Origin of the sequence: Pseudomonas sp. 43mfcvi1.1 (genome assembly GCF_900115935.1) — a bacterium.
GTDB classification, from domain to species: domain Bacteria; phylum Pseudomonadota; class Gammaproteobacteria; order Pseudomonadales; family Pseudomonadaceae; genus Aquipseudomonas; species Aquipseudomonas bijieensis.
In genome coordinates, this window is the sequence record NZ_UETT01000005.1 from 280413 (window position 1) to 304744 (window position 24332).

The following is a 24332-nucleotide window of genomic DNA, read 5'->3' on the forward strand; positions in this document are numbered from 1 at the left end:
GAGCAAGCTCTGGCCACAATGGTTCGGCGTTAGCGAGTGATTCATCAGGTGGTTTACGTCATAGGTGGCTCTGTGTTTTTATACGTGCAGGCACAAGTAGCCTCCCTGCTGCGATGGGAAATACGAAAAATCTAAGTGAACTTACCCACTTATTTAGCCACTGCAAGCAGCATGCTAGTCGAAGCACGTCTTTGATTTGGCTAAAGGAGTGAGCTATGTCCCGTTCAAGTGCTGCTGAGTGTGTCGACGACCTTAAAGGATTGGCTCGAGTCTCGGTCATTGGCGAATACACGTATTGCCAGCGATTGACCCACATCTGCAAAGAGTTCGGTTTCAATAATTTCCATCACTTTCGCAAAGTCTTAGAACATCTTCCCGAAGACCTGATAGGCAATATCAGCACCACGCTGATGCGCCGGTATTGCGAGGTGGCTCAACCCAAGCCAGACGTCGCTTACTATGAATTCCTCTCGATCAACAACGACACTCGGCTAAGGTTTTATAGCCAATGGGCGGGCTGGGACAAATTTGGACAGGAAGTCAGGGTGCCCAGGTCGTTGCATGGCGAGTCGGCCCCCCGTCTACGCAAGTCGCTTAATAAAACCGTCTTTATCGTAGAAACCGATCGCCAGTTAATCGCATGGCGCCATCGCTGGCACGGACTGTGTTACATCTCTGCTGAGCTCTGCAAGGAGCACATGAAAGAAGCTTTTGAGCGAAAAAAAGCAGTCGTGGCAGGTGCCCGCAATGAGGAGTTTCCTCTGCTGGACGACTTTAGCGATAACTATGCGACGTGGTATCCGGTCATAGAGTAACGTCAGCTGGAAAGGGCTCTCAGGAGCCCTTTCTTGTTTTTTTCGCACGCAGCAAAAATGCGTCACTCAAAAACCAGGATCTCACACCCCTTGGCTTCAACCATCTCGTCAAACACCGGCAACCGCGCCACAAACCCGGTTTCAAACGCCAGGTACCGATCCTGTGCCGCCACATAACGAACATCCGGCTTGATCCGCGGCATGTCCTTTGAGGTCAGTTTCACCACTTCATTGCTGTTTTGATTCCAAAACCACGCCAGCGTCTGTGTGCCAAAGGTATTGGCGCGATAACTCCACACCCACCAATCCCCATGCCCCCGGGCCACATGCAGCTGCCCATGAAACGTGCGCAAGGTGATGACCTGCTTGGGCTGGGTGACGAGCAGGCGTGTGTCCTGGCGCAGTTCACTGCCGAAACCGTCCAGCGCCGCCTTGGTCTTGGCGCCGGTGATGAAGTTGAAGCGCCACGCCAACAGCACCGTCTCCTGATAACCCGAATGCTCGACGTTCTGCCGTGCGCCTTCGCTGAACAGCAGAATCTCGTCACCCCCCAGGTACGCGGTTGATGCCCGCAGCTTGTAGGCGTCGGCGGGCATTGGTTGGGCGGCGATGGTTTGGTGCGGCGGGTCTTGATGCCAAATCCAGCACTTGGGGCCGTTGTGCTGCATGAACAGCAAGCGGCGAGGGCCGATGGGCAGGATGGTCAGGTCATCGGTGTCCTCGAAAATCACCTCGCTGCTGTCCGCCGTGATCCGCCAGATCCGCGTCAGATGCTCGGGTTCGTAAATGCGCTGACGCTCGAATACCTCGGCACCCACCACCACGCAGGGCTCTTCAAAGCCTGGCCATTGCACGTCGGCAGGTCCGAACACCGTAATGTCATCGCCCTGACGGATCTCGTATTGGTACCGGTCATCTGCGCTGTAATCACCGCGCTTGACCTGGCGGCGCCACAGCGTCCGCTGGGCATTGGCATCGATGAGCGTCAGGTCAGCGCCATCAACGCCATCGGTTCGATGCTCAAGCATGTCCTGCTCGGCGGGCGGCCATGGGTTGTAATCGATCAGAAAGCACAGCCACTGGTCTTCGTCCTGCTCGGTAATCGCGGCCCAACCGTTGCGGTAGTTGTATTCATGCACATAGGTGGCGCCGGGATAGTCATGGACTTCCTGCAGCCACTTCACCTTGCTGCGCTTGGGTTTGGCCGGTTTGCGTGCGACAGGGGCGGGTTTCTGCGGCTCGATCAAACTCGCGGTGAACCTCGGCTCGCCGCGCTGGCCCTGCCAGCGCTGGGCGAACGCCTCGCGCTGACCGACCGGGACAATCACCGGCCGGTAATCATCGCCACCGGCATCCAGGTTCCACAAGTCATAACCCTGACCCGCCAACACGGGTGCCAACGCCTCGAAACAGACCTCGGGCATCTCGTTGGACAGCTCATCCAACAACGCTTCGAACCCTGGGCCGGTAAACACATCGATGTCGGGATAGTAATGCTGCAACAACCCGAGCAACTCGCCGCCCGGTGTTTTCCAATCGATATGAACCAGCGGGTCAAATGGCGATTGCATCACGGCTGTCTTCCTATTGGTTTCTCTGCGCGCCATCTTAGCTGTGCACCATACCCAAAGGACAACCATCACCCTGTGGCTGGCCGGGCACAGACCATTTTGGGAGCGAGCTAGTCCAGTGACTCAAAGCTCCGGAAACTCGGACAAGTAGCAAACCGGCGAACTCCCTTGTGCCCGCTTCTCCACCTCATCCTCCAACCATTGCGCCAACACCACGGCATTATTCTCAACCGTCGACTTGGCCGCATACACCAGCGTAAGCGTCCCACCCCGCGCAACATCCACCAGCTTCCACCAATGCTCCGGCCGCCCCGCCAACTCCTTGCGATAAGCCACCTTGAACTGCTCGAACGAAACCGTCCCCGCCTTGAACGCCTTGCGCAGCTCATGAGAAGGACCAACCTCCGGTAGCCACTCGGCAATAGCCAGCGCATCCTTGCGACAATTGCGCGGCCACAAACGGTCCACCAGGACGCGTACGCCATCTTCGGCGCTCGCTGTTTCATAGGCGCGTTTGCACTGAATCATCAAAAACCTGCCTGTCGAAGGGGAAGCGTTTCAGCATAGGCCGCCAGCGGTGGGGCGGTCAGGGGCATCCAGCGTCTTCAAGTCTTTGCCGGACCTGCCGCTATCGGTATAACGATTTTCACCGATCCATCGATTGGTTTTGCAAAACCTTTGCTTTGCGGCAATTAATTGGCAAACGCACGACAAGAGAGCGTAGCGCATGGACGACGGACGATACGAAAGGCAGTCGGCTACGGCTGAAGGCGCGGCGTCGGCCGAGCCGCCGCATATTCTGCTGATCGACGACGTCCCGGAGGATATCCGTGCGACGCTCGTCCTGCTCAAGGTGCAACCATGGCGCATTTCCCTGGCCAGCGATGCCCACCAGGGCTATCAGCGGGCACTGGCATTGCGTCCGGACCTGATCGTGCTGGACGTGCACATGCCGCAAATGAACGGTTTCAGCCTGTGCCGGCTTCTGCGTGAGGCACCGTCGACCCGCCAGATTCCGATCCTGTTTCTGTCGTCGGCCAACAGCTCAATCGAGCGCCTGGAAGGGCTGACCGTCGGCGGGGTCGATTACATCCCCAAATCCTGCGCCCCCGAGGAAGTGCTGGCGCGTATCAAGATCCACCTGCAATTGACCTGGCGCGCGCCGCCACCCAGCCAACACAACCCGGCAGACCCGGAGCCGCAGGGCGACGAGATCGTGCTGCGGGTCGTGATGCGCTTGATTGACGAACACCTCGACGACATGCCTTCGCTGGTGCAACTGGCGCAAAAAGTCGGCACCCATGAGAAACGTCTCTCGCGGATATTTCGCGAACACCTGGGGCTGACCGTGTTCGCCTACATTCGCGACGCGCGATTGCGGCGCGGCCAGGCGTTGCTGTCCGAAAGCGCCCTGAGCGTGCAGGACGTTGCCGATCTGGTGGGCTTTCGCAATGCCTGCAACTTCACCACCGCCTTTCGCCAGCGCATCGGCATGACCCCCAGCCAGTTTCGCCAGCAAACCCTGGGCGTTGCCGATGCAGAGTCGGCCGGGCACGCCTGATGCGGCTTCTACAGGTGCTATTGCTGGCGATGGCGATGTTGTCCGCAGGCCTGTTACGCGCGGCGCCCGTGGATGTCTGCCAGGCTGACCACCTGGACCTGATGCCCGCCATAAACATTTTCGAAGACACCCAGGCCAGCTTGAGCCTGGAGCAAGTCGCTCAACTGCCCGATACGCAATTCAACGCTGCAACCGCGAGCTGGCCGACGCAAGGCTATAGCCGCTCGGCCTTCTGGTTGAAAGTGCAGCTCACCAACTCAAGCCCCGTGGCGTGTTCGCGCTTGCTGGTGGTCGGGGCGCCGCGCCTGGAGGATATCCGCGTCTACCAACCGGGGCGTGATGCTCATGCCGGAGTTGCCCATCCCTTGGCCGAATGGCCCCAGCCGACGGTACGTCAGCCGGCGTTTCCAGTCACGCTGGCGGCAGGGCGGAACGTCACGTTGTACGTCCGGGTGGCAAGCAATTTCCAGATGCTGCTGGAGCCGCAATTGTGGGCCGAACCGGCGCTGCTGCGCAGTCAGCAACGGACTTACCTGAGCGATGGGCTCACCTTGGGCATCGTCCTGCTGGTCGTCCCGTTCGGCCTCATTGTCGGCTGGATTCTCCGCTCCCGACTGCTTTCCGTGAATGCGGGGGCGGTACTGAGCTACATCCTGCTGACCTGCATCTTGAACGGCTACCTGATCTACTGGCCGGCGGCGCTCAGCTGGACACGCGAGCTGCTGGTCTGCACCAGCGCGATCGCGTTCGTTCTTTTCCTGGCCTACATGCGTGTGCTGCTACAGGTTTCCCGATTGCCCAAAGTCGTTGGCTGGAGCTATTGGATACCTTTGCTGGGCTGTGTCTTCGGCCGACTCTGGTGGCTGAAGGTCGATCCGGTCCAGGGCGCGCAGATAGTCCAGATATCCATGTTGAGTTTCTACGGTGCGCTGTTTGCCACGCTGTTCATGGCCTGGCGCGGGCGGCTCAGCTACAACTGGATGGCCTGGCTGGTACCCGGGCTGCTGCTTGCGCAATTGTCGATGCGGTATTTCTTCCCCCAGGAACAGTTGCTCTGGCAGTCGCCGCAAAGCAAATACAGCTTATCGTCCACGTTGCCGGGCGTGGCGTTGCTGGTGTGCACATTGATCATGGAAGTCAGCCGCAGCCGCAACCGGGAAAAACACGCCCTGTCCAGCCTCGAACAACAACGCCAGGCCGAGCACGAACGCCTGGAAAGCACCGTGGCGCTGCGCACGGCGCAGTTGCGCGAATCCCTGGCGGCCCGCAGTGCGTTGATGGCCCGCATCAGCCATGACCTGCGCTCGCCGCTGGTGCGCATCATCGACTACGCGCGCCTGTTGCACGCCGGGCCCAACCGTGACTATCAGGCCACGATCGAGCGCAACGCCCGCCAGCAACTGGAGCTGATCGACGAAATGCTCGAGTTCTCCCGTGGCGAGTTGGAGCAGATGCAACTGACCCTCGCCGCAGGCTATTTGTACGGTTTCCTGAAAGAGATCGCAGACGAGGCGGGCTTTCTTGCCGCGCGCCAGGGCAACACGTTCGAAGCGGTGCTGGCGGATGACCTGCCACCGCTCGTGGAGGCCGATTTCAAACGCCTTCGACAGGTCCTCATGAACCTCCTGGCGAACGCGGCAAAATTCACCCGCAACGGCCAGATCCGTTTCGAAGTGAGCGCCTGCCCCGGGGCGGCTCCTGACACCGTGGAACTTCGCTTCAGTGTGATCGACACCGGAATCGGCATCGACCCGCAGGAGTTCGAACAACTGCTGCAACCGTTCCGTCGCGGTCGCAATGCGCAACGCTATGAAGGCAGCGGGCTGGGTTTGTCCATCGTCACCCAACTGCTGGAGCGCATGGACAGCCGCCTCGAACCCCAGGCCACCGGGCAGGGCAGCCACTTCAGTTTTCGCCTGCAACTCAAATGCGCCGAGGAACACGACCTCGAAAACGGCATCGTCGACAACAACGTCACGCCGCTCGATGGCCAGGGCAAGCATGTCCTGCTGGTGGACGACGTCGAGCAGAACAGCGAATGGCTCTACGACCTGCTGGCCGGTTACGGTTTTGACGTGAGCATGGCGGCGAATGGCGACGACGCCTTGGCCTGCCTGGCGCAGCAGCCGGTGGACCTGTTGATCAGCGACCAGATGATGCCCGGCATGGACGGTTGGGAGCTGCTGCGCCAGGTGCGCGACCGTTGGCCCGATCTGCCGGCGATGCTTTATTCGGCCGTCCCGCCACGCAGGCCGCAGGGTTACCCAAACGATCTGGCCTTCGATGCGGTCGTGCTCAAGCCCGCCGACAGTCGCGAATTGCTGGCGTGCGTGAAGGCACTGGCCTGCCCGGACACGGTACCTCGCGCATTGGCTCAGGAGCACTAGCATGCCGGGTTTGGGTTACCGGCTGCTCCTGCTTGGCGGCGTTTTGATGTTGCCTTGGCTGTCGGTCCATGCCGAACAAGAGGCACCCAGCGCCCTCACGCTCGACGCGACCACGGTCACCGCTCGCCGCCGTGAAGAAGATCCGCAGCACGTGCCGATCCCGATCAACGTCCTCTACGGCGAGCAACTGGACGAGGCCGGCCTGCATCGGCTGCAAGACATCCAACAGCGCGTCCCCGGCCTGGTGGTGTCCGGGCACGACTCTCGCTATGCCGGCTTCGGCCTGCGCGGGTTCGGCGCGACCGCCTACAACGATGGCCTGGAAGGCAGCGTCGGCACCTACGTCGATGGTGTCTACCAGGCGCGCCAGGGCATGGCCTTCACCGAGTTGATGGACATCGAGCGCATCGAAGTATTGCGCGGGCCGCAAGGCACCTTGTTCGGCAAGAACACCACCGCGGGCGCGTTGAACATCGTCACCCGGCAACCGACGTTCCAGCCCGAAGCCAACCTCGAAGCCAGCTACGGTGAACACGGTTTGCGTGAGTTTCGTGGGACGATTTCCGGGCCGTTGCAGGACGATGTGCTGGCTGGGCGACTGAACATTTTCGACAGCTCCACCGATGGCGCGGTGGAAAACCTGCAAGACGGTGCTCGCCTCGGCGACACCGACAGCCAAGGCCTGCGCGGCCAGTTGCTGTGGACGCCGAACACCGACTTCAGCGCCCGCCTGATCGCTGACTATGCCGAGCAAAACGAAGCCGGCAACGTCCTGCTGGTCAATCACTACAGCGAGCAAACCCGCAAGCGCGCCAAATTCTTCGGCTACCCGCTGACCGAGCCCGACCCCTACCAACGCGAAACCCGGATCGACGCGCCAGGTCATCCGCAAACCCTGCAAAACGGTGTCTCACTGGAATTGAATTGGGACCTGGACGAGGCGATGCGCTTCACCAGCATCACCGCCTACCGCGACTGGGACTACCGCGCCACCCGCGACACCGACAGCACCGCGCTGTCGGTGATCCAGTCCGAAACCGAGCTGGGCCACCGCCAGTTCAGCCAGGAATGGCGCCTGTCCGGCACGGCCGGCTCGTCCATCGACTATGTCGCCGGGCTCTACTACCTGCGCCAACAGCTCGACCGCGGGATCGGCACCGAATTCGGCAAGGACGCCGCGCCCTGGTTCGTCGGCGATCAAGTGGAGCAACTGAAGAAACTGGGCATTAACATCACCGATCCGAGCCAGGTGCCGGCCATGCTGCTCGACGGCGCCCGGCAACGCTATGACGGTGAACAGAAAGGCGACAGCCGGGCGATTTTCGGCCAGCTCTCCTGGCGTCCGATTGAGCCGCTGGAGCTCACCGGCGGCTTGCGCTACAGCCAGGAGCGCAAGGACGGCTGGATCTCCCGCGACGTCAGCAACCTGGCCCCGCTGACCGGCTTGCCACCGGTGTTCCAGTCGGGTGGGCAATTGCTGCGCGACATCGCCCTTGGTGGCGGTTACTACCGTGAGGATTCGATCGAGGAAGACAATATCTCCAGCCTCGCCAGCGCCAGTTACCGCTTCAGCGATGCCGTGATGGGTTATGTGAGCTGGTCGCGGGGCTACAAGGCCGGCGGCATCAACTTCGACGTGGTCGGCCCGTTCACCGCGCCCACTTTCGAACCGGAACGCGCCACGTCGCTGGAGCTGGGCATGAAAACGCGCTTCTGGGATGAGCGCGCATTGCTCGATCTCGCCGTCTACCAGACCGACGTCGACAACTACCAGGCGCTCACCTACAGCCCGCCCACGTCGGTGTTCGCCCCCCCGCTGCGAGACAACCTGATCAACGTCGGCAAAGTCCGCCTGCGCGGCATCGAACTCGATTCCGCCTGGCAACTTCACCCGCAACTCACCTGGCGCCTGGGCCTGGCCTGGAGCGACGCCCGCTACCGCAGCTTCCCCAACGCACCGTGCCCACCAGAGTCGGGCCAATGGACCTGCGACCTCAGCGGCGAGCGCCTCTACAACGCGCCGCAATGGAGCCTCAGCAGCGGCCTCGACCATAGCCATCCGCTGCCCTACGGGCTGGAAGCCTACAGCGGCGTCGACTACAGCTTCCGCACCGGCTACTCCGGCACCCTCGAAGGCGGCGAAGGCAGCTATCAACCCAGCTACGGCCTCACCAACCTGCGCCTGGGCCTGCGCAGCCAGGACCGCGCCTGGGAAGTGGAAGGCTGGGTGCGCAACGTCTTCGACCGCCAGTACATCACCGCCGTGTATTCACTGCTCGGCTCCGGCGACTACGGCGTCATGACCGGCGCCGAACGAACCGCCGGTACCACCGTCAGACTTCGCTATTGAGGGAAATAAACCGCGTCGGACAAAACGCCAAACGATTCCCGCCGGCCTTTTTCGACAGGTACATCGCCTGATCCGCCTTGCTGATCAGCCCATCGACTTCATGGCCATGCTCAGGAAAAAACGCCACCCCGATACTCGCGGCAATCTCCACCGTCTGCGCACCAATCAAAATCGGCGCATTCGCCGCCGCCAGCATCCGCTTGAGCAACGGCTCGCTGTCCTCCACCGCCTGCAACCCCACCACCCCCGCGACAAACTCATCACCCCCCAGCCGCGCCAACGTATCGCCCTCACGCAACGTCGCATTGATCCGCGCCGCGACAATCTGCAACACCCGGTCCCCCCAGTCATGGCCATAACTGTCGTTCAGCGCCTTGAACCCATCGAGGTCAATGAACGCGATGGCCACCTTCTGCTGATGAATGCGCGCCCTGCCCAACGCCTGGCGCATCCGCTCGGCCAGCAGCAAGCGATTGGGCAGTTGCGTGAGCGCGTCATACCGGGCGTCGCGTTCCAGCAACTGCAGACGCTGCTTCATCTGCGTCATGTCGCTGAGCAGCGCTACGTAGTGCTGAACATTGCCGTGCCGGTCATGCACGGCACTGATGCTGATTCGCGACGTCATCTCCCGGCCGTCCTTGTGGTTGCTTTGGATTTCGCCGGACCAGTGGCCGTGGAAATCCAACGCGTTCTTCATCGGCCCATAAAACGCCGCGAGCCGCCGTACCATGCGATGGGAGTTCAAGTCACGCCCCTTCAACTCTTCCTGCCCGTAACCGGTGAGCCGGGTGAAGGCCTCGTTCACGGCGATGACCCGCCCGAAAGGGTCGACCAGGATGATGCCTTCGCGGGCGTGGCTGAACACGGTGGCGGCGAGTTCTGGGCAGACGGTGTTGAGGCGACGGTCCAGTGTGGCTTCATCACGGGTGGTCGGCCATGTATTGGAATCGAAACCTTGCTGCGCCAGATAACCGGCCAGGGAGGACAGCGCCTTGTGCAGCCGGGTCAGGGCGTTCGTGGCGAGCCTGGAGTTGTGGCAGTGGCTCCGGATGAAGGTGCGTAGGTTCATGGGGGGTACGCGGTGCTCGGTTGCAGCGGTAGGGGGTGATTGAAGAAAGCATTATCGAGGTGGGAATTGATGGGGAGCTTTGCTGGAGCGGATGGGAGCTTTGCGGGAAGGGATGGATTGGAAAGATTTTTTGGGTGGGGTGTAGGAACGTCAGTCGGGACTGTCAGCCATTGGGCAGACGGGACTCGCCAGCCGACGTCGCCTTGCGCCTTTGCCTACAACTACGCCAGAATCCGCCGGCTTGTTCGCCTGGAGTTGCGTCGGTAGTTTGGGGCCTGTCACTGCTCATCAGTGATCGGGTTTAGCAGCTCGCGGTGAAACAGGTTGTGCAAGGCGTCATCCAGTCAGGAATCTCCATCCTGCACTTGATGGTGGCTGTGCGCAGGGCGTCCCCGGACGCGCCGGTTTCTTGTTTCCCCGGTCTGCTAACCTGCGTACAGCTGCCTCCCATCGTTTAGCAGCGAGTGGGTGATGGCTCCAATGACAGGAAGCAAGAAGATGGTAAAAGTGACTCCGAATCCTCCTGCGGCAGACGAACCCACATCCCGCGCCCAGTCCGCCCGCAACAAGAAAATCGACGACGCTGCCACGCGAGCGTTGGATTTTTATCTGAAGCCCAAGCCTCAGAACGAAACGTCTGATAAGTCCGACTCCATTTTACGGATTGACCCTGGGGTTGATTCTGAGTGTTTGCTTGCGAACCTCAGTGAGAATCTGGCCTCGGCGAACGCGATGATTAGTGATTTGGCGTTTGATCTGGATGGATCGAGGCGGCATGTGGCGTTGGGGATTTTGCAGGTGATTGAGGTGAGTGAGCTGTTGGCGAATCGGGCTTTGGATATTGTTGAGGTGAGGTAGCCGAGGCGTTCGCCTCAGTACAGGAAAGGTCTGCATAGCTCGACCTTTCCTGCCACCTTGGCGTTGGAGCAAGCCGGTGAGGTTGGCAACCAGGCATTCAAATGTTGGATAGCGACCAACAAGCCCTGCCGGATGGCTAAACTCTCTGCTCATGAGCAGAGAAGGTCAGGGGCGCTAATGCACGAGTTGAGCGCTACCGGCTAAACACGAGCGGAGCAGCGACCATGGAATACGACGACAAATTGATAGAAGAAGCTGTGCTTGCCTTGTTGGCAGCCTTCAGCTCCGACAGCGGCAACACCTGGAAAGGTTTTGACTTCGAGGTCATGAACCGATTGCATGAGCAAGGCCTCATCAGCGATCCGGTAAACAAGAACAAGTCGATCTGGTTGACGGACGAAGGGTTGGAGCGAGGTCGGCAGATTGCCGAGCGGTTGTTTGGGAAGGAGCGTTGAGAGGGGCGCCATATCGTGATGGATCGCCAGAAGCCATAGCAAACCCTGTCGAAAGCCTAGGTTCAGCTAATGCTGCATTAAATTTCCATCTTTAATGGATCTTTGAAGTGGCAAGGAAACGTCGTTTTTTATCTAAGTAAAAGCCCGTTGTGGGTAAGTTTCGCATTTGTCTGCCCTTCTAATCTGTAGTAGCTCAGCTGTCGATGTATAAGGAGAATGTCTTGTCCAATAAGACCTTCTGTAATAAATCCACACCCCTAGCTTCTGATTTTTATTTTATTTTTATTTTCTGAAAATCCAACCCGCCCAACTCCTGTTGGCGCCGATTGGACATAAGGATCGCTACAATCATCCATTTCGGCGATTAAGAATCTGTCGGAGATGTAAGTGCCGAAAGTTCAACCGAATACTCCCTGTAATTCAAATCATGATATTCCAGGCGCTCGGCAAAAATCTCATGAAAATAAACCCATTGGGTTGCTCTCGAGTTGGGGTCGAGCCTGATCTCCACCTTATCGCCAGCATTGAAGCCCGCGAATTCTTCTTTAGTCATCATGATTATCTCCTCCAGTCAGGCAGCATTTTTTGAGCCTTAAGCAACGAGTCGCCGCGGATTGTTGGATACTCAAGGCCTTCCTTTGCTTGAGACTAATGAAACATAAGGTAGGCATGCCCAGCTGCATACTGTCAGGAATGACAGGTTATTAGTTTTTTTGGGGATAGTTTTGCTGAGGGCTAGAATGATTGGTTATGTGTAGGTGGGGATTGGGGCATTTTCTCGTTGAATGGTTCTGTGTTAAATGGTCGTATTCGTCAAAACTCTTCAGCCTTATTCAAGACAGACAATTTGAATGATGCGGCTATCACCATGAATTGTTGTGTGAGTCCACTCTTCTATCGTCTTTATCTGTTCTGGTAACAGATCATAGCCAAAACAAAAATCTTCAGGCTTTGTCCAGCCCATAAGTGCGGCCAACTGGTCCATATAGGCGATTGGGACTTCTACCGTCATTATCAACTCTTCAGTAGTCATGTCAAAAATTTCAACGATGGGCTTCATTTCTCTACTTTCTTTGTCGGGAGGTCGGGTTTAGTTTACTCGCCAGCTATCAATTTTTTCGAGATATTGGCCTTGTATGTAGTACTAGTTTTACCAATTGGTTCTGTACCGAAATGCAATTTGATAGTCGAATATTTTTGGTTCGATTGGATGGGCAAAGAAGGGCTGGATGATAGGTATCCATTCGGCGCGCACATCAAAACCTCCGTCATATATTTCTGGTTCGCTTTCCAGATTCAACGCGGTGATTACCGATAAATTATCCCCCCTATCGTTCGAGTATTCTTTGCCTGCACCCAGCTCGTTTTTTTTGTCGTACCAATCAAGTCTTAATTTTACTCCCATTCGGCTTTTCTCCCGGTTTCTGCTGGGGGCTAGTCGGCGCAAGTTTCGATGTAATACTCCAGTCCCGCAGGAAATTTTATACCTAGAACCTTTTCTATTTCTCTGAATTGTTCTTCTGTTATCTCCAGCTCTCCTGGTTCAATTTCGTTGAAGGGTTTGGCTTCAGTTATTTGCGCCAGCGCTTCGTTTTGTTCAGGGTCCTCTATATAAATCTCGAACTGTAATGAGTCGTCCTTTTTGTCGTCTTGGTAGAAACCTGTTATTGAGAGGTAAGGCATGTTATTTCGCTTTGTGGCCTGAAGGCAGGTTAGTTTTTACTGGCTACTGTCTCTGTAGCTACCAACTGTCTCGATAATCGAAGGAGACCTGATAGATGTAGGTGGGCCAATCAATTGAATGCTGAAAATAAGGTTGGAGAATTTTTATCCATTCTTGTGGGACATTAAAGCCTCCGTTATTTATGTTGTTTTCGATTGGGATCCCTAAGGCTTCAATGACCGTGCCGTCCTCGCCCAAGTCTTTTGAATACTCTTCTCCTTCGTAGGATTCGGTTTGCTTGCTAAACCATTCAAGTCTGAGTTTGAGTCCCATTTGATCCTCACAAATATTTTTTGATATTACGGTTTTTTTTGGGGCCATCTGTCTGCTCGCCAGTAATATGATCGAACGCCCCTAAATGGCTTCCATCGCTTGAGCGATAGGCTTCCAATTCGCCATGTGAAGAATCCCATTCATAAATTGTTCTGCCCTTAGCATCAAGCCAGCGATGCCGTAGGCCTCCACCTCCTTGCACGGGTGTCTTTTTTACGCCTGTTTTCAAGCCAGGAAAGCCAATAATTTCATGTGTTTTCGGGGCTGGGTGATAGTCGTGGCCGGTCTCGGTCATGCCCTTTCGACGAACACTCAAAACCACATAAACCGGTCGGACCCCCGAGTCCGCCGGAAACACCAGAATGAAATCCTTGTACTCCGGCGGATAGATCGGGTCGACGATGATGCTGTCAGCCATCGGCGTCGGCGGATAGATCCAAATAGGCGGTGCTTGGGGCGCAGCTTCCAGGGCAGGAACGCCAAGTGTGTCAGTCGGATTAGTAGCCGGCGTCCAGATCAGTTCAATCCCATCACCCAGGTCGGCGATGAACTGATCGGCTCGCGGGGTGAACTGGACAACGTCGACCATTTCCCAATCGGGATGCTGGCCGGTATAGAAGCCATACCCCTTGAGACTGCCATCAGCCTGCTGCTCGACGCTCAAGCGCATGCGGCTGCGGGCTTGCTTGAGGTCACGTAGCTGGTCTTCGCTATAAAGCGCGCTGTCGCCCAGGCTGGACGGCCAGAGCAGGGCAACGACACCGGTCAGCAGGGCCGCGCCGACGGTACCGCCGGCAGTTGCAGCCGCAGAAGTTGCCGAACCGCCCAGCGCGAGTCGACCCAAGTTAACCGGAACCGAGCCCGCGCCAATCCGCTTGAGAGGAATGGCGCCGGATGGATCGGCGCTTCGACCGCCGAGCCACATAAGATCGCCGTACTGCTTGACCAGATCCGCCGGGACGTAGCCGCTGGGGTTGCTGTAATCGATGATGCCGTTGGGCAGCTTGCAGCTTTTGGCAAACACGCTTCCAGTCATGGTGAATACAGGCTTCTTGACCACCGTGGCCCAGCGTTCCTGTTCATAGGCTGCCTGCCGGGCGAGCATGGCTTCATGAGCCTGCTGTCGGGCTTCGCGCTCGGCTAGTTCGGTGGCCGTCATGTCCCGATAGGTGACGTGATGCCCGTCGCCCCCGGGCGGGTTTCGGACCTGGGGGATGTCTTTTTTGCGTGTCGCCACGTAGTGAGTCTCGTCCGCTAAATGCAGCGCAGACGCTAACGCGGGAAGAGAGGGGCGCGATGTAGGAGGTTTCTTGAAGTAGGTGTTCCGGTTTCCTCAATACAGGTAGGGCTGGCTATTGAGGGCCTGAATAATCTGAAGCGTCAGCTAGGGCTGTCAGCCATTGGGCAACCGCAACTCGCCAGCCGACGTCGCCTTGCGCCTTTGCCTACAACTACGCCAGAATCCCCCGGCTTGTGCGCCTTGGGTGGCGTCGGTAGTTTGGGACCTGTCACTGCTCATCAGTGATCGGGTTTAGTCGCCCAGGGTGAAACAGGTTGTGCAAGGCGTCATCCAGTCAGGATTCCCATCCTGCTCTCGATGGTGGCTGTGCGCAGGGCGTCCTCGGACGCGCCGGTTTCTTGTTTCCCCGGTCGACTAACCTGCGTACAGCTGCCTCCCCTCGTTTAGTCGCGAGCGGGTGATGGCTCCAACTACAGGAAGCAAGACGATGGCAAAAGATACTCCGAATCCCCCCGATACAAACGAGCACGTCTCCCGTGCTCAGTCTGCCCGCAACAAGAAAATCGACGACGCTGCCACGCGAGCGTTGGATTACTACCTGAAACCCAAGCCTAAGAGCGAAACGTCTGACAAGACCGACTCCATTTTTCGGATTGATCCGAGTGTGGATTCTGAGTGTTTGCTGGCGAATCTCAGTGAGAGTCTGGCTTCGGCGAACGCGATGATCAGTGATTTGGCGTTTGATCTGGATGGCTCGCGGCGGCGTGTTGCGTTGGGGATTTTGCAGGTGATTGAGGTGAGTGAGCTGTTGGCGAATCGGGCGTTGGATATTGTTGAGGTGAGATAGGTTGGGCATGTGGATCGTTAATCCACAAAGCATAAAAGGGTCTTGCTAAGCAGGATCCTTTAAATAAATTTGAGAATCATCTGGCTGCTCTTCACCGTCATGATACGACGCCAAGCCCGGCAGATTGTATGCAGCTCCGTGGAGGAGTTTGGGTAGAAGAAACCCCCTTGGGTATCCATCCCGGTAGATCACAGTTCGCGAGGCACTGACCTGTGGATGAAATTTCCGATAGTTTCCCCAGTGGCCACCCGACCTTAAGATGCAAGTGCTCTTATCATCCCCAGTGAGTAAACGTTTCCCTCGCCAGATCCCCATAATAGAGGGGATAGTCGGTCGTCGGCGGTGAATATTAAATGAGTGGATGACAGCTCGATTAGCTTGGAGTCAGTCAATCCAAATTGCGGAAGGTAGGGGTTTTGTAAATCGTCGTTGAGATTGGAGTCTATCTCTTTGAACGTTTCAAAAATGGTTCTGGCAATTTCAAAGGCTTTCTCTTGAGCATATCCCTTTAAATCTAGAAGATTGGAGACCTCTGCGGCAATGTATTTCGTTGTGTAGCCCTCTCCAAATGGTTGGATGGCTTTGAGCAACAAATCATAGTCGCCAACGCTAAAGTCTTTCAGCCTCTTCGAACTGGAGATGAACCTGCCTTCTTCTACGCTGCCAATTATTAGCAATAGCAGAAGGTTGGTATCAATAATGATGTTTCTTTTGTGATTGGGTACCGATCTTTTTTTGTTTTTGGCCATCTTATTGGCCTTTGTAGCGCTTGAATCCCTTGAGCGATCCATCTTTAGATGAAACTAAAAAAGTCTTGTATTCTTTCCGTTTGCCCAAAACAGTGGCCAATTCAAAAAGCGGCGTTCTGGTACGCGTTCCTGAGATTGGAGAAGGGGTGCGGTCGACATCGTAGCTAAAGGTAACCTCATACCGCGAATTGTCATCTGAAATGACAATCTCCTCCAGAACGATGTTACTTGCTCCCTGTACAAAATCATCGAAGCCATTACGGGCAGCCGCTTCAGCCATTTTAAAGTCGATCATGATTTCCTCCTGTCGGGGTTCGGTTCAAAGAACATCCCGCAGATAATCCTTCAGAATGATAGCTGGAGCATAAAGCCCCTCGATCGTCTGTGCAGCACCAAAATTTTTTGCCAAACGATGCAGCTCACCACCAAGCACCGTATCCACCCCACCAACCGCCCCCGATGCCAAATCCAGGCATCGTCCGATTTCGCCCTGAATCCCAGCCACATCGCCCCAGCGTATCAACAACTCAAAAACCTCACGGTCGCAACTGCCCATCAACGGATCATCTCGCAGAATCGGGCTGTGGCCTTCGGTCTCATAAGCCAGCTTGAGGGAGTAAAGAGCGACCGTTTCCAGCAGCAATTCCATGGGGTGAAATCCTTTGTCAGCGGGTGAGGAGGGGCGGTGAATCAACAGGGCGTCGCAAGGCGGAGCATCGGTGGGGGCTGTGACATTTTTGTGAGCGCTTTGCGCTCAAGCGGGAGCAAGCTCCCTCGCCACGGGTTCTTACTGGCCACAGATTCTTCCTTGCCACAGGTTTGGTATTTGGGGCCGCTTCGCGCCCCGGCGGGGATAAATCCCCTCGCCACAAAGGAGTGATTAGCCATGACCAATCACTTTCCTACAGACGAAAAAAAAGACCTTGAATTTCAAGGTCTTTCTTTAAGATGGTGCCCCGAGGGAGACTCGAACTCCCACTCCTTTCGAAAACGGATTTTGAATCCGCCGCGTCTACCAATTCCGCCATCAGGGCTCAATGGCGGCGAAGTATAGAGAGGTGACTACCGTTGGTCAATCACGTTTCATGGTGAATTTTTGATAATTCCGCTAGACTTTCCGGCCCTGCTAGACGAACCCCATCATGCGTGTTGCTGACTTTACCTTCGAACTCCCGGATTCGCTGATCGCTCGCCACCCTCTGGCCGAGCGTCGCGCCAGTCGACTGTTGACCCTGGACGGGGTCAGCGGTGCCATGGCTCACCGTCAATTCACTGATTTGCTTGAGCATTTGCGCCCGGGCGATTTGATGGTGTTCAACAATACCCGGGTGATTCCGGCGCGGTTGTTTGGCCAGAAGGCCTCCGGCGGCAAGCTGGAGATTCTGGTGGAGCGGGTGCTGGACAGTCATCGCGTGCTGGCCCATGTGCGGTCGAGCAAGTCGCCCAAGCCCGGTTCGTCGATTTTGATCGACGGCGGTGGCGAGGCGGTGATTGTGGCGCGGCATGATGCGTTGTTCGAGCTGGAATTTGCCGAAGAGGTGTTGCCGCTGCTCGACCGTGTCGGGCACATGCCGTTGCCTCCTTATATAGACCGCCCGGACGAAGGTTCGGACCGCGAGCGTTATCAGACTGTGTACGCCGAGCGCCTGGGGGCGGTGGCGGCGCCGACGGCGGGGCTGCATTTCGATCAGCCGTTGCTGGAGGCGATTGCCGCCAAGGGCGTGGAGACGGCGTTCGTGACGTTGCACGTCGGTGCCGGCACGTTCCAGCCAGTGCGTGTGGAGCGTATCGAAGACCATCACATGCACAACGAATGGCTGGAAGTGAGCCAGGAAGTGGTCGATGCCGTGGCGGCTTGTCGTGCTCGCGGTGGTCGGGTGGTGGCGGTGGGGACCACCAGCGTGCGCTCCCTGGAAAGCGCCGCGCGCGATGGCGTGCTCAAGCCGTTCAGTGGCGACACCGACATCTTTATCTACCCGGGCCGGCCGTTTCATGTGGTCGATGCCCTGGTCACCAATTTTCATTTGCCCGAATCCACGCTGTTGATGCTGGTTTCGGCGTTCGCCGGTTATCCCGAAGCCATGGCTGCCTACAAGGCCGCCGTCGAGCATGGATACCGCTTTTTCAGCTACGGTGATGCGATGTTCATCACCCGTAACCCCGCGCCACGCGGACCCGAGGAAACAGTATGAGTCGCACCTGTCGCATGTCCTTCGAGTTGCTCGCCACCGATGGCAAGGCTCGTCGCGGTCGTCTGACCTTCCCCCGCGGTACCGTGGAAACCCCGGCGTTCATGCCGGTGGGCACCTACGGCACGGTCAAGGGCATGCTGCCACGGGACATCGTCGCCACGGGTGCGGAGATCATCCTCGGCAACACGTTCCACCTGTGGCTGCGCCCGGGCATGGAAGTGATCAAGGCCCACGGTGACTTGCACGATTTCATGCAGTGGAAAGGCCCGATCCTGACCGACTCCGGCGGCTTCCAGGTGTTCAGCCTCGGCGCCATGCGCAAGATCAAGGAGGAGGGCGTGACCTTCGCTTCTCCGGTGGACGGCGCCAAGGTGTTCATGGGGCCGGAAGAGTCGATGCAGGTCCAGCGTGACCTGGGCTCGGACATCGTGATGATCTTTGACGAGTGCACGCCGTATCCGGCCGATGAGGACGTGGCGCGGGTGTCCATGGAGCTGTCGTTGCGCTGGGCTCAGCGTTCGAAGAATGCCCATGCGGATAACACTGCGGCGTTGTTTGGCATCGTGCAGGGTGGCATGCACCAGGATCTGCGCATGCGTTCGCTGGAAGGCCTCGACAAGATCGGCTTCGACGGTCTGGCCATCGGCGGTTTGTCGGTGGGCGAGCCCAAGCACGAGATGATCAAGGTGCTCGATTACCTGCCGAGCCAGATGCCCGCTGACAAACCTCGTTACCTTATGGGCGTTGGCAAACCGGAAGATCTGGTTGAGGGTGTGCGCCGCGGTGTGGACATGTTCGATTGCGTGATGCCAACCCGTAATGCCCGCAATGGGCATCTGTTCATCGACACTGGCGTACTGAAGATCCGTAACGCGTTCCATCGCCATGATGATTCGCCGCTGGATCCGACCTGCGATTGCTACACCTGCCAGAACTTCTCCCGCGCTTATCTGCATCATTTGGACAAGTGCGGCGAAATGCTCGGCAGTATGCTCAATACCATCCACAATTTGCGCCATTACCAGGTGCTTATGGCTGGTTTGCGCGAGGCTATTCAACAGGGTACATTGGCCGCCTTTGTCGAGGCCTTCTATGCCAAGCGCGGGTTGCCTGTACCGCCCTTGGACTGAGTTTTCCGATCCTAAGATTCAATACTTGCAACTGGAGTGCTAAATGAGCTTTTTTATCTCTAATGCCATGGCTGACGCGGCTGCACCTGCTGCTGCCGGCCCTATGGGCGGCGGTTTCGAGTGGATTTTCCTGGTCGGCTTCCTGGTCATCTTCTACCTGATGATCTGGCGTCCACAGGCCAAGCGCGCCAAAGAGCAGAAGAACCTGCTGAGCAGCCTGCAAAAGGGCGATGAAGTGGTCACCACCGGCGGCATCGCTGGCAAGATCACCAAAGTGGCCGATGACTTCGTGGTTCTGGAAGTGTCCGACACTGTTGAAATGAAGTTCCAGAAGGGCGCTATCGCGGCCACGCTGCCAAAAGGCACGCTGAAAGCGATCTAAGTAACAACTTCTATTCAATCGACGGGGCGCGCAAGGCGCCCCGCGTCATAAGCGGGCGGCGTGATGCTGAACAAATACCCTCTGTGGAAATATGTACTGATCCTGGCGGTGCTGGCGGTCGGTCTGATTTATTCCGCTCCCAATCTATACCCGGATGACCCGGCCATTCAGGTCAGTGGCGCAAGCACTGCGCTGCAGGTCACCCAGGCCGATCTGGATCGTGCGAGCGCTGCGCTCAAGGCGTCCAATATCGAGGTCAAGGCTGCGTCCATCGCCGAAAACGGCAAGGGCGGCCTGTTGCGCCTGGTCAAGGCGGAAGACCAACTGCCAGCCAAGGACGTGGTGCGCAAGGCGTTGGGTGACGATTACGTCGTAGCCCTGAACCTGGCCCAGACCACTCCGCAATGGCTGCGCAAGCTCGGCGCGCATCCGATGAAGCTGGGCCTGGACTTGTCCGGCGGTGTGCACTTCCTGCTGGAAGTGGACATGGAAAAAGCCCTCGACGCGCGGATGAAAGTCTACGAAGGCGACGTCAAGAGCCTGTTGCGCAAAGAGCGCCTGCGTTATCGCAGCCTGCCGCAACTCGACGGTGCCATCCAGCTGGGCTTCAGCGACACTGATACCCGCGAGCAGGCCCGTGCGCTGATTCGCAAGAACTTCAACGATTTCGACATTGTGCCGGCCGACCTCAATGGTCAGGCGGTGCTGCGTCTGGCGATGACCCCGGCCAAGCTGGCGGAAATCCGCGAATACTCCATCAAGCAGAACTTGACCACGGTGCGTAACCGCGTCAACGAGCTGGGTGTGGCCGAGCCGATCGTGCAGCGCCAGGGCGCCAACCGCATCGTGGTTGAGCTGCCAGGCGTGCAGGACACCGCCGAAGCCAAGCGTATCCTCGGCAAGACCGCCAACCTGGAATTCCGCCTGGCCGCTGAGCCGGGTGCTTCCAAGGCCACTTCCGAGAGCTTCGAGTTCCGTGAAGGCGGGCGTCCGGCGGCGCAGATCGAGCGTGGCCTGATCATCACCGGTGACCAGGTAACCGACGCCCAGGCGGGCTTCGACGAGCAGGGTCGCCCACAGGTGAACATTCGCCTGGACGGCCATGGCGGCGAACTGATGAGCCGCGCCACGCGCAGCAACGTCGGGCGCAGCATGGCGGTGATCTTCATCGAGCAGAAGCCGACCACCACTTACACCAAGCAAGTGGTCGACGGTGTCGAGAAAGACGTCGCGGTGCAGACCTTCAAGGAAGAGAAGAAGATCATCAGCCTGGCGACCATCCAGTCGCCGCTGGGCAGCCAGTTCCGCATCACCGGCCTGAACGGCCAGGGTGAATCCTCGGAGCTGGCCCTGCTGCTGCGTGCCGGTGGTCTGGCCGCGCCGATGTACTTCGCCGAAGAGCGCACCATTGGCCCGAGCCTGGGTGCCGACAACATCACCAAGGGTATCGATGCTTCGCTGTGGGGCATGCTGTTCGTGTCGCTGTTCATCATCGCCATCTACCGCTTCTTCGGCATCATCGCCACCGTCGCGCTGGCGGTGAACATGGTGATGCTGCTGGCGCTGATGTCGCTGCTGGGGGCTACGCTGACCCTGCCCGGTATCGCCGGTATCGTATTGACCATGGGTATGGCGGTGGACGCCAACGTGCTGATCTTCTCGCGGATACGTGAAGAGATCGCCGCGGGCATGTCGATCCAGCGGGCAATCAACGAAGGCTTCGGCCGGGCATTCACCGCGATCCTCGACGCCAACCTGACCACGTTGCTGGTGGGCGGGATTCTCTTCGCCATGGGCACCGGCCCGGTCAAGGGCTTCGCAGTGACCATGTCCCTCGGGATCTTTACCTCGATGTTCACGGCCATCATGGTGACCCGCGCAATGGTCAACCTGATCTTTGGCGGTCGTGACTTCAAGAAGTTGTGGATTTAAGGGGCTGCCATGTTACGTACAATCAACTTCATGGGCGTTCGCAACGTTGCGTTCGGCGTCACATTGTTCCTTACCGTACTGGCGTTGTTCAGCTGGTTCCACAAGGGCCTGAACTACGGCCTGGACTTCACCGGCGGTACGCTCATCGAGCTGACCTACGAGCGTCCGGCCGACGTCACCAAGGTGCGTGAGCAACTGGCGACGTCGGGCTACAGCGATGCCATCGTGCAGAGCTTCGGTGCGACTACCGACCTGCTGGTGCGCATGCCGGGTGAAGATCCGCAGCTGGGCCACCAGGTGGCCGAAGCCTTGCAGAAGGCTGGCGGCGACAACCCGGCCCAGGTCAAGCGCGTCGAGTTCGTCGGCCCGCAGGTGGGTGAAGAGCTGCGCGACCAGGGCGGCCTCGGCATGCTGATGGCGCTGGGCGGCATCCTGATCTACCTGGCCTTCCGCTTTCAGTGGAAGTTCGCGGTGGGCGCCATTGTCTCGCTGATCCACGACGTGATCGTGACCGTGGGCATCCTGTCGTTCTTCCAGATCACCTTCGACCTGACGGTGCTGGCGGCGGTGCTGGCGATCATCGGCTACTCGCTCAACGACACCATCGTGGTATTCGACCGGGTGCGTGAGAACTTCCGTGTGCTGCGCAAGGCCTCGCTGATCGAGAACATCAACATCTCGACCACCCAGACCCTGCTGCGGACCATGGCGACGTCGATCTCCACCTTGTTGGCGATTGCCGCGCTGCTGTTCTTTGGTGGCGATAACCTGTTCGGTTTCTCCATCGCACTGTTTGTCGGTGTGTTGGCGGGTACTTACTCGTCGATCTACATCGCCAACGTGGTGCTGATCTGGCTGAACCTGAGCACCGAGGACCTGATTCCTCCCGCGGCCACCGAAACGGAAGTGGACGACCGCCCGTAAGGCTTGTCGCTCCATCCGTCACTGCTGAAAAGGCGCGAGTTGAACTCGCGCCTTTTTTTGTGCTCCAAGGCTGGGAGAAGCGCGGATTAATCCGCTTGTGATGGTCAGGAGGTTCAAGTGAACAAATCGATGCTGGTTGGTGCGGTATTGGGTGCTGTCGGTGTAACTGCCGGTGGTGCGGTCGCGACCTACAGCTTGGTAAAAAGTGGCCCTGAGTATGCGCAAGTATTGGCCGTGGAACCGGTCAAGACCCAGATCAAGACCCCGCGTGAAGTGTGCAAGGACGTCACCGTGACTCGGCAGAAGCCAGTCCAGGACCAACACCAGATCGCCGGCACCGTGATCGGCGCCCTGGCCGGTGGCCTGCTGGGTAACCAGGTCGGCGGCGGCACCGGCAAGAAAATCGCCACCGTGGCAGGTGCAGCCGGCGGCGGTTATGCCGGTAACAAGATTCAGGAAGGCATGCAGGAACGCGACACCTACACCACCACCCAGACTCGCTGCAACACGGTGAATGACATCAGCGACAAGGTTGTGGGCTACGACGTTCGCTACATGCTCGACGGCAAGGAAGGCAAGGTCCGTATGGACCGTGACCCGGGCAACCAGATCCCGGTGAACAAGGAAGGCCAGCTGATCCTGGGGCAGAACGAACCGGCTCAGTGATCCATCCGCTATGAAAAAAGCACCCTTCGGGGTGCTTTTTTTATGCCCGCATTTTATGGCTCATCCCTCAAATATCCTGTGAAATGGTTGTGGGAGCAAAGCTTGCTCGCGATGCAGTGGCGCACTCAACAGAGAGGCCACCTGACCCACCGCCATCGCGAGCAAGCTTTGCTCCCACAGTCTTTGCTCCCACAGTGGTTCGGCTGTGGCAAAATCCAGGCATAAAAAAAGCACCCCGAAGGGTGCTTTTTTGTGTAGCCGGTTGCTTAGCGCTTCAGCGAAGCCGGCAAGTGCGGCTGGATAGCTGTCAGCACAGCCTTGAAGCATTTGGTGTTACCGGCAACGATGTGGCCTTTTTCAAGGAAGTCGTGGCCGCCGGTGAAGTCGCTCACCAAACCACCGGCTTCCTGGATCAGCAGGGCGCCTGCGGCCATGTCCCACTCGGACAGGCCCGATTCCCAGAACGCATCGAAACGGCCAGCCGCCACGTAGGCCAGGTCCAGGCTCGCAGCGCCGGCGCGGCGGATGCCGGCGGTCTGGCCGACCAGGGCGCGGAACATGCCCAGGTAGTTATCCAGGTTGTCCATCTGGTCGTCACGGAACGGGAAACCGGTACCCAGCAGGGCGCCGTCCAGGCTGGTGCGGCCGCTGACGCGCAGGCGACGACCGTTCAGTTGGGCGCCACGGCCACGGCTGGCGGTAAATTCTTCCTGGCGAACCGGGTCCAGCACGACGGCGTGTTCCAGGCGGCCGCGGTATTTACAGGCGATGCTGACAGCGAAGTGAGGAATGCCACGCAGGAAGTTGGTGGTGCCGTCCAGCGGATCGATGATCCACAGGTACTCTTCGCCTTCGATGCCCGTACCGGCGTGCATGCCGGTCTCTTCACCGAGGATCGAGTGGTTCGGGTAGGCCTTGCGCAGGGCGTCGACGATTTTTTGCTCGGCGGCGCGATCAACCTCGGACACGTAGTCCTTGGCGTCTTTTTCATCGACCTTGATGGTATCCAGGCGCTCGATGGAGCGGAAGATCAGTTCACTGGCGCTGCGGGCGGCGCGCAGCGCGATATTCAGCATGGGCTGCATGGATGTGTCACCTAAGGTTGTTAAAGAAAGCCGCGCATTCTATCAGAAAGTTTTCCGAGGAGAAGGTTGGTGTTCGCTTTCATAGCTTAACGGTAGGTGCTTATGTAAGATTTGCTCCCTTTA

Annotated in this window: 26 protein-coding genes and 1 tRNA gene; 13 read left to right on the forward strand and 14 right to left on the reverse strand. The window is 58.1% G+C overall.

Annotation, left to right across the window (positions count from 1 at the left end; translation table 11 throughout):
- The first annotated feature begins 215 nt into the window (after positions 1-215).
- Positions 216-815, forward strand: a complete 600-nt coding sequence (locus tag DTP52_RS12180; protein ID WP_109753590.1) for a hypothetical protein — start codon at positions 216-218, stop codon at positions 813-815.
- Positions 816-877: 62 nt separating this feature from the next.
- Here the strand turns inward: DTP52_RS12180 and DTP52_RS12185 are convergent, their stop codons facing one another.
- A complete protein-coding gene (locus tag DTP52_RS12185; protein WP_109753591.1) occupies positions 878-2386 on the reverse strand; it encodes a hypothetical protein in 1509 nt (502 codons plus the stop codon).
- Positions 2387-2509: 123 nt separating this feature from the next.
- Complete coding sequence (locus tag DTP52_RS12190; protein WP_109753592.1) at positions 2510-2914, reverse strand: DUF488 domain-containing protein; 405 nt, start codon at positions 2912-2914, stop codon at positions 2510-2512.
- 199 nt (positions 2915-3113) lie between these two features.
- Between DTP52_RS12190 and DTP52_RS12195 the strand changes: the two genes are divergently transcribed.
- From DTP52_RS12195 to DTP52_RS12205, 3 genes are read left to right on the forward strand one after another with little or no spacing between them, the layout of a single operon-like run.
- On the forward strand, positions 3114-3947 hold the full coding sequence (locus DTP52_RS12195) for a helix-turn-helix domain-containing protein (protein WP_178082480.1): 834 nt from the start codon (positions 3114-3116) through the stop codon (positions 3945-3947).
- Positions 3947-6334, forward strand: coding sequence for a 7TM-DISM domain-containing protein (locus DTP52_RS12200; RefSeq protein ID WP_109753593.1), 2388 nt, complete (start codon positions 3947-3949; stop codon positions 6332-6334). The genes DTP52_RS12195 and DTP52_RS12200 overlap by 1 nt, the downstream gene beginning before the upstream one ends.
- 1 nt (position 6335) lies before the next feature.
- On the forward strand, positions 6336-8684 hold the full coding sequence (locus DTP52_RS12205; protein ID WP_109753594.1) for a TonB-dependent receptor: 2349 nt from the start codon (positions 6336-6338) through the stop codon (positions 8682-8684).
- Here DTP52_RS12205 and DTP52_RS12210 read toward each other — a convergent pair.
- Complete coding sequence (locus DTP52_RS12210) at positions 8668-9753, reverse strand: sensor domain-containing diguanylate cyclase (RefSeq protein ID WP_109753595.1); 1086 nt, start codon at positions 9751-9753, stop codon at positions 8668-8670. The two genes, DTP52_RS12205 and DTP52_RS12210, sit on opposite strands and share 17 nt — an antisense overlap.
- A 498-nt stretch (positions 9754-10251) precedes the next feature.
- Between DTP52_RS12210 and DTP52_RS12215 the strand changes: the two genes are divergently transcribed.
- Both DTP52_RS12215 and DTP52_RS12220 read left to right on the forward strand, forming a co-directional pair.
- Entirely contained in the window at positions 10252-10611 is a 360-nt protein-coding gene (locus DTP52_RS12215) for a DUF6124 family protein (protein WP_109753596.1), read from the forward strand.
- Between the two features lie 224 nt (positions 10612-10835).
- Positions 10836-11066 (forward strand): DUF6429 family protein, encoded by a 231-nt coding sequence (locus DTP52_RS12220; protein ID WP_109753597.1) that lies wholly within the window; start codon positions 10836-10838, stop codon positions 11064-11066.
- Between the two features lie 364 nt (positions 11067-11430).
- Here the strand turns inward: DTP52_RS12220 and DTP52_RS12225 are convergent, their stop codons facing one another.
- From DTP52_RS12225 to DTP52_RS12250, 6 genes are all read right to left on the reverse strand, one after another.
- Positions 11431-11622, reverse strand: a complete 192-nt coding sequence (locus DTP52_RS12225) for a hypothetical protein (RefSeq protein WP_109753598.1) — start codon at positions 11620-11622, stop codon at positions 11431-11433.
- A gap of 273 nt (positions 11623-11895) precedes the next feature.
- Entirely contained in the window at positions 11896-12126 is a 231-nt protein-coding gene (locus tag DTP52_RS12230; protein ID WP_109753599.1) for a hypothetical protein, read from the reverse strand.
- 90 nt (positions 12127-12216) lie between these two features.
- On the reverse strand, positions 12217-12471 hold the full coding sequence (locus DTP52_RS12235; protein WP_109753600.1) for a colicin E3-like toxin immunity protein: 255 nt from the start codon (positions 12469-12471) through the stop codon (positions 12217-12219).
- A gap of 29 nt (positions 12472-12500) precedes the next feature.
- Positions 12501-12749, reverse strand: a complete 249-nt coding sequence (locus DTP52_RS12240; protein ID WP_109753601.1) for a pyocin S6 family toxin immunity protein — start codon at positions 12747-12749, stop codon at positions 12501-12503.
- Positions 12750-12807: 58 nt separating this feature from the next.
- Positions 12808-13062: a colicin E3-like toxin immunity protein gene (locus DTP52_RS12245; protein WP_109753602.1), complete on the reverse strand. Its 255-nt coding sequence runs from the start codon at positions 13060-13062 to the stop codon at positions 12808-12810.
- Positions 13063-13069: 7 nt separating this feature from the next.
- Positions 13070-14299 (reverse strand): colicin E3/pyocin S6 family cytotoxin, encoded by a 1230-nt coding sequence (locus DTP52_RS12250; protein ID WP_109753603.1) that lies wholly within the window; start codon positions 14297-14299, stop codon positions 13070-13072.
- A gap of 490 nt (positions 14300-14789) precedes the next feature.
- Between DTP52_RS12250 and DTP52_RS12255 the strand changes: the two genes are divergently transcribed.
- Entirely contained in the window at positions 14790-15149 is a 360-nt protein-coding gene (locus tag DTP52_RS12255; RefSeq protein WP_109753604.1) for a DUF6124 family protein, read from the forward strand.
- A gap of 254 nt (positions 15150-15403) precedes the next feature.
- Here DTP52_RS12255 and DTP52_RS12260 read toward each other — a convergent pair whose 3' ends face one another.
- From DTP52_RS12260 to DTP52_RS12275, 4 genes are all read right to left on the reverse strand, one after another.
- Positions 15404-15898, reverse strand: coding sequence for a hypothetical protein (locus DTP52_RS12260; protein ID WP_109753605.1), 495 nt, complete (start codon positions 15896-15898; stop codon positions 15404-15406).
- A gap of 1 nt (position 15899) precedes the next feature.
- Positions 15900-16193: a hypothetical protein gene (locus DTP52_RS12265; RefSeq protein WP_109753606.1), complete on the reverse strand. Its 294-nt coding sequence runs from the start codon at positions 16191-16193 to the stop codon at positions 15900-15902.
- Positions 16194-16217: 24 nt separating this feature from the next.
- Complete coding sequence (locus tag DTP52_RS12270) at positions 16218-16547, reverse strand: hypothetical protein (RefSeq protein WP_109753607.1); 330 nt, start codon at positions 16545-16547, stop codon at positions 16218-16220.
- Between the two features lie 300 nt (positions 16548-16847).
- Positions 16848-16932: transfer RNA gene (locus tag DTP52_RS12275), tRNA-Leu, on the reverse strand.
- Between the two features lie 108 nt (positions 16933-17040).
- Between DTP52_RS12275 and queA the strand changes: the two genes are divergently transcribed.
- The 6 genes from queA (at position 17041) to DTP52_RS12305 (ending at position 23124) form a co-directional block, all read left to right on the forward strand.
- Positions 17041-18090, forward strand: coding sequence for a tRNA preQ1(34) S-adenosylmethionine ribosyltransferase-isomerase QueA (gene queA / locus DTP52_RS12280; RefSeq protein WP_109753608.1), 1050 nt, complete (start codon positions 17041-17043; stop codon positions 18088-18090).
- Between the two features lie 14 nt (positions 18091-18104).
- Positions 18105-19220 carry a tRNA guanosine(34) transglycosylase Tgt gene (gene tgt / locus DTP52_RS12285; protein ID WP_178082482.1) on the forward strand — a complete coding sequence of 372 codons (1116 nt, stop codon included), beginning with the start codon at positions 18105-18107 and terminating at the stop codon, positions 19218-19220.
- A gap of 43 nt (positions 19221-19263) precedes the next feature.
- Positions 19264-19602, forward strand: a complete 339-nt coding sequence (yajC, locus tag DTP52_RS12290; RefSeq protein WP_007916913.1) for a preprotein translocase subunit YajC — start codon at positions 19264-19266, stop codon at positions 19600-19602.
- Positions 19603-19665: 63 nt separating this feature from the next.
- The gene (gene secD, locus DTP52_RS12295; RefSeq protein WP_109753610.1) at positions 19666-21534 is read left to right on the forward strand and encodes a protein translocase subunit SecD; all 1869 of its coding nucleotides are present in this window, start codon (positions 19666-19668) and stop codon (positions 21532-21534) included.
- 9 nt (positions 21535-21543) lie between these two features.
- Positions 21544-22458, forward strand: coding sequence for a protein translocase subunit SecF (secF, locus tag DTP52_RS12300; RefSeq protein ID WP_109753611.1), 915 nt, complete (start codon positions 21544-21546; stop codon positions 22456-22458).
- Between the two features lie 117 nt (positions 22459-22575).
- Positions 22576-23124, forward strand: a complete 549-nt coding sequence (locus tag DTP52_RS12305; protein WP_109753612.1) for a glycine zipper 2TM domain-containing protein — start codon at positions 22576-22578, stop codon at positions 23122-23124.
- Positions 23125-23390: 266 nt separating this feature from the next.
- On the opposite strand, the gene suhB is transcribed toward DTP52_RS12305, so the two are convergent.
- Positions 23391-24209, reverse strand: a complete 819-nt coding sequence (gene suhB, locus DTP52_RS12310; protein WP_003185165.1) for an inositol-phosphate phosphatase — start codon at positions 24207-24209, stop codon at positions 23391-23393.
- Between the last annotated feature and the right edge of the window lie 123 nt (positions 24210-24332).

Coding starts and splice junctions, on each gene's coding strand:
- yajC (WP_007916913.1), top strand. CDS start 19,264: ATGAGCTTTTTTATCTCTAATGCCATGGCTGACGCGGCTGCACCTGCT.
- DTP52_RS12240 (WP_109753601.1), bottom strand. CDS start 12,749: ATGCCTTACCTCTCAATAACAGGTTTCTACCAAGACGACAAAAAGGAC.
- DTP52_RS12180 (WP_109753590.1), top strand. CDS start 216: ATGTCCCGTTCAAGTGCTGCTGAGTGTGTCGACGACCTTAAAGGATTG.
- DTP52_RS12200 (WP_109753593.1), top strand. CDS start 3,947: ATGCGGCTTCTACAGGTGCTATTGCTGGCGATGGCGATGTTGTCCGCA.
- DTP52_RS12210 (WP_109753595.1), bottom strand. CDS start 9,753: ATGAACCTACGCACCTTCATCCGGAGCCACTGCCACAACTCCAGGCTC.
- DTP52_RS12230 (WP_109753599.1), bottom strand. CDS start 12,126: ATGAAGCCCATCGTTGAAATTTTTGACATGACTACTGAAGAGTTGATA.
- DTP52_RS12270 (WP_109753607.1), bottom strand. CDS start 16,547: ATGGAATTGCTGCTGGAAACGGTCGCTCTTTACTCCCTCAAGCTGGCT.
- queA (WP_109753608.1), top strand. CDS start 17,041: ATGCGTGTTGCTGACTTTACCTTCGAACTCCCGGATTCGCTGATCGCT.
- DTP52_RS12265 (WP_109753606.1), bottom strand. CDS start 16,193: ATGATCGACTTTAAAATGGCTGAAGCGGCTGCCCGTAATGGCTTCGAT.
- DTP52_RS12195 (WP_178082480.1), top strand. CDS start 3,114: ATGGACGACGGACGATACGAAAGGCAGTCGGCTACGGCTGAAGGCGCG.
- tgt (WP_178082482.1), top strand. CDS start 18,105: ATGTCCTTCGAGTTGCTCGCCACCGATGGCAAGGCTCGTCGCGGTCGT.
- DTP52_RS12235 (WP_109753600.1), bottom strand. CDS start 12,471: ATGGGAGTAAAATTAAGACTTGATTGGTACGACAAAAAAAACGAGCTG.
- DTP52_RS12225 (WP_109753598.1), bottom strand. CDS start 11,622: ATGATGACTAAAGAAGAATTCGCGGGCTTCAATGCTGGCGATAAGGTG.
- secD (WP_109753610.1), top strand. CDS start 19,666: ATGCTGAACAAATACCCTCTGTGGAAATATGTACTGATCCTGGCGGTG.
- DTP52_RS12205 (WP_109753594.1), top strand. CDS start 6,336: ATGCCGGGTTTGGGTTACCGGCTGCTCCTGCTTGGCGGCGTTTTGATG.
- suhB (WP_003185165.1), bottom strand. CDS start 24,209: ATGCAGCCCATGCTGAATATCGCGCTGCGCGCCGCCCGCAGCGCCAGT.
- DTP52_RS12260 (WP_109753605.1), bottom strand. CDS start 15,898: ATGGCCAAAAACAAAAAAAGATCGGTACCCAATCACAAAAGAAACATC.
- DTP52_RS12215 (WP_109753596.1), top strand. CDS start 10,252: ATGGTAAAAGTGACTCCGAATCCTCCTGCGGCAGACGAACCCACATCC.
- DTP52_RS12245 (WP_109753602.1), bottom strand. CDS start 13,062: ATGGGACTCAAACTCAGACTTGAATGGTTTAGCAAGCAAACCGAATCC.
- DTP52_RS12185 (WP_109753591.1), bottom strand. CDS start 2,386: ATGCAATCGCCATTTGACCCGCTGGTTCATATCGATTGGAAAACACCG.
- secF (WP_109753611.1), top strand. CDS start 21,544: ATGTTACGTACAATCAACTTCATGGGCGTTCGCAACGTTGCGTTCGGC.
- DTP52_RS12220 (WP_109753597.1), top strand. CDS start 10,836: ATGGAATACGACGACAAATTGATAGAAGAAGCTGTGCTTGCCTTGTTG.
- DTP52_RS12255 (WP_109753604.1), top strand. CDS start 14,790: ATGGCAAAAGATACTCCGAATCCCCCCGATACAAACGAGCACGTCTCC.
- DTP52_RS12190 (WP_109753592.1), bottom strand. CDS start 2,914: ATGATTCAGTGCAAACGCGCCTATGAAACAGCGAGCGCCGAAGATGGC.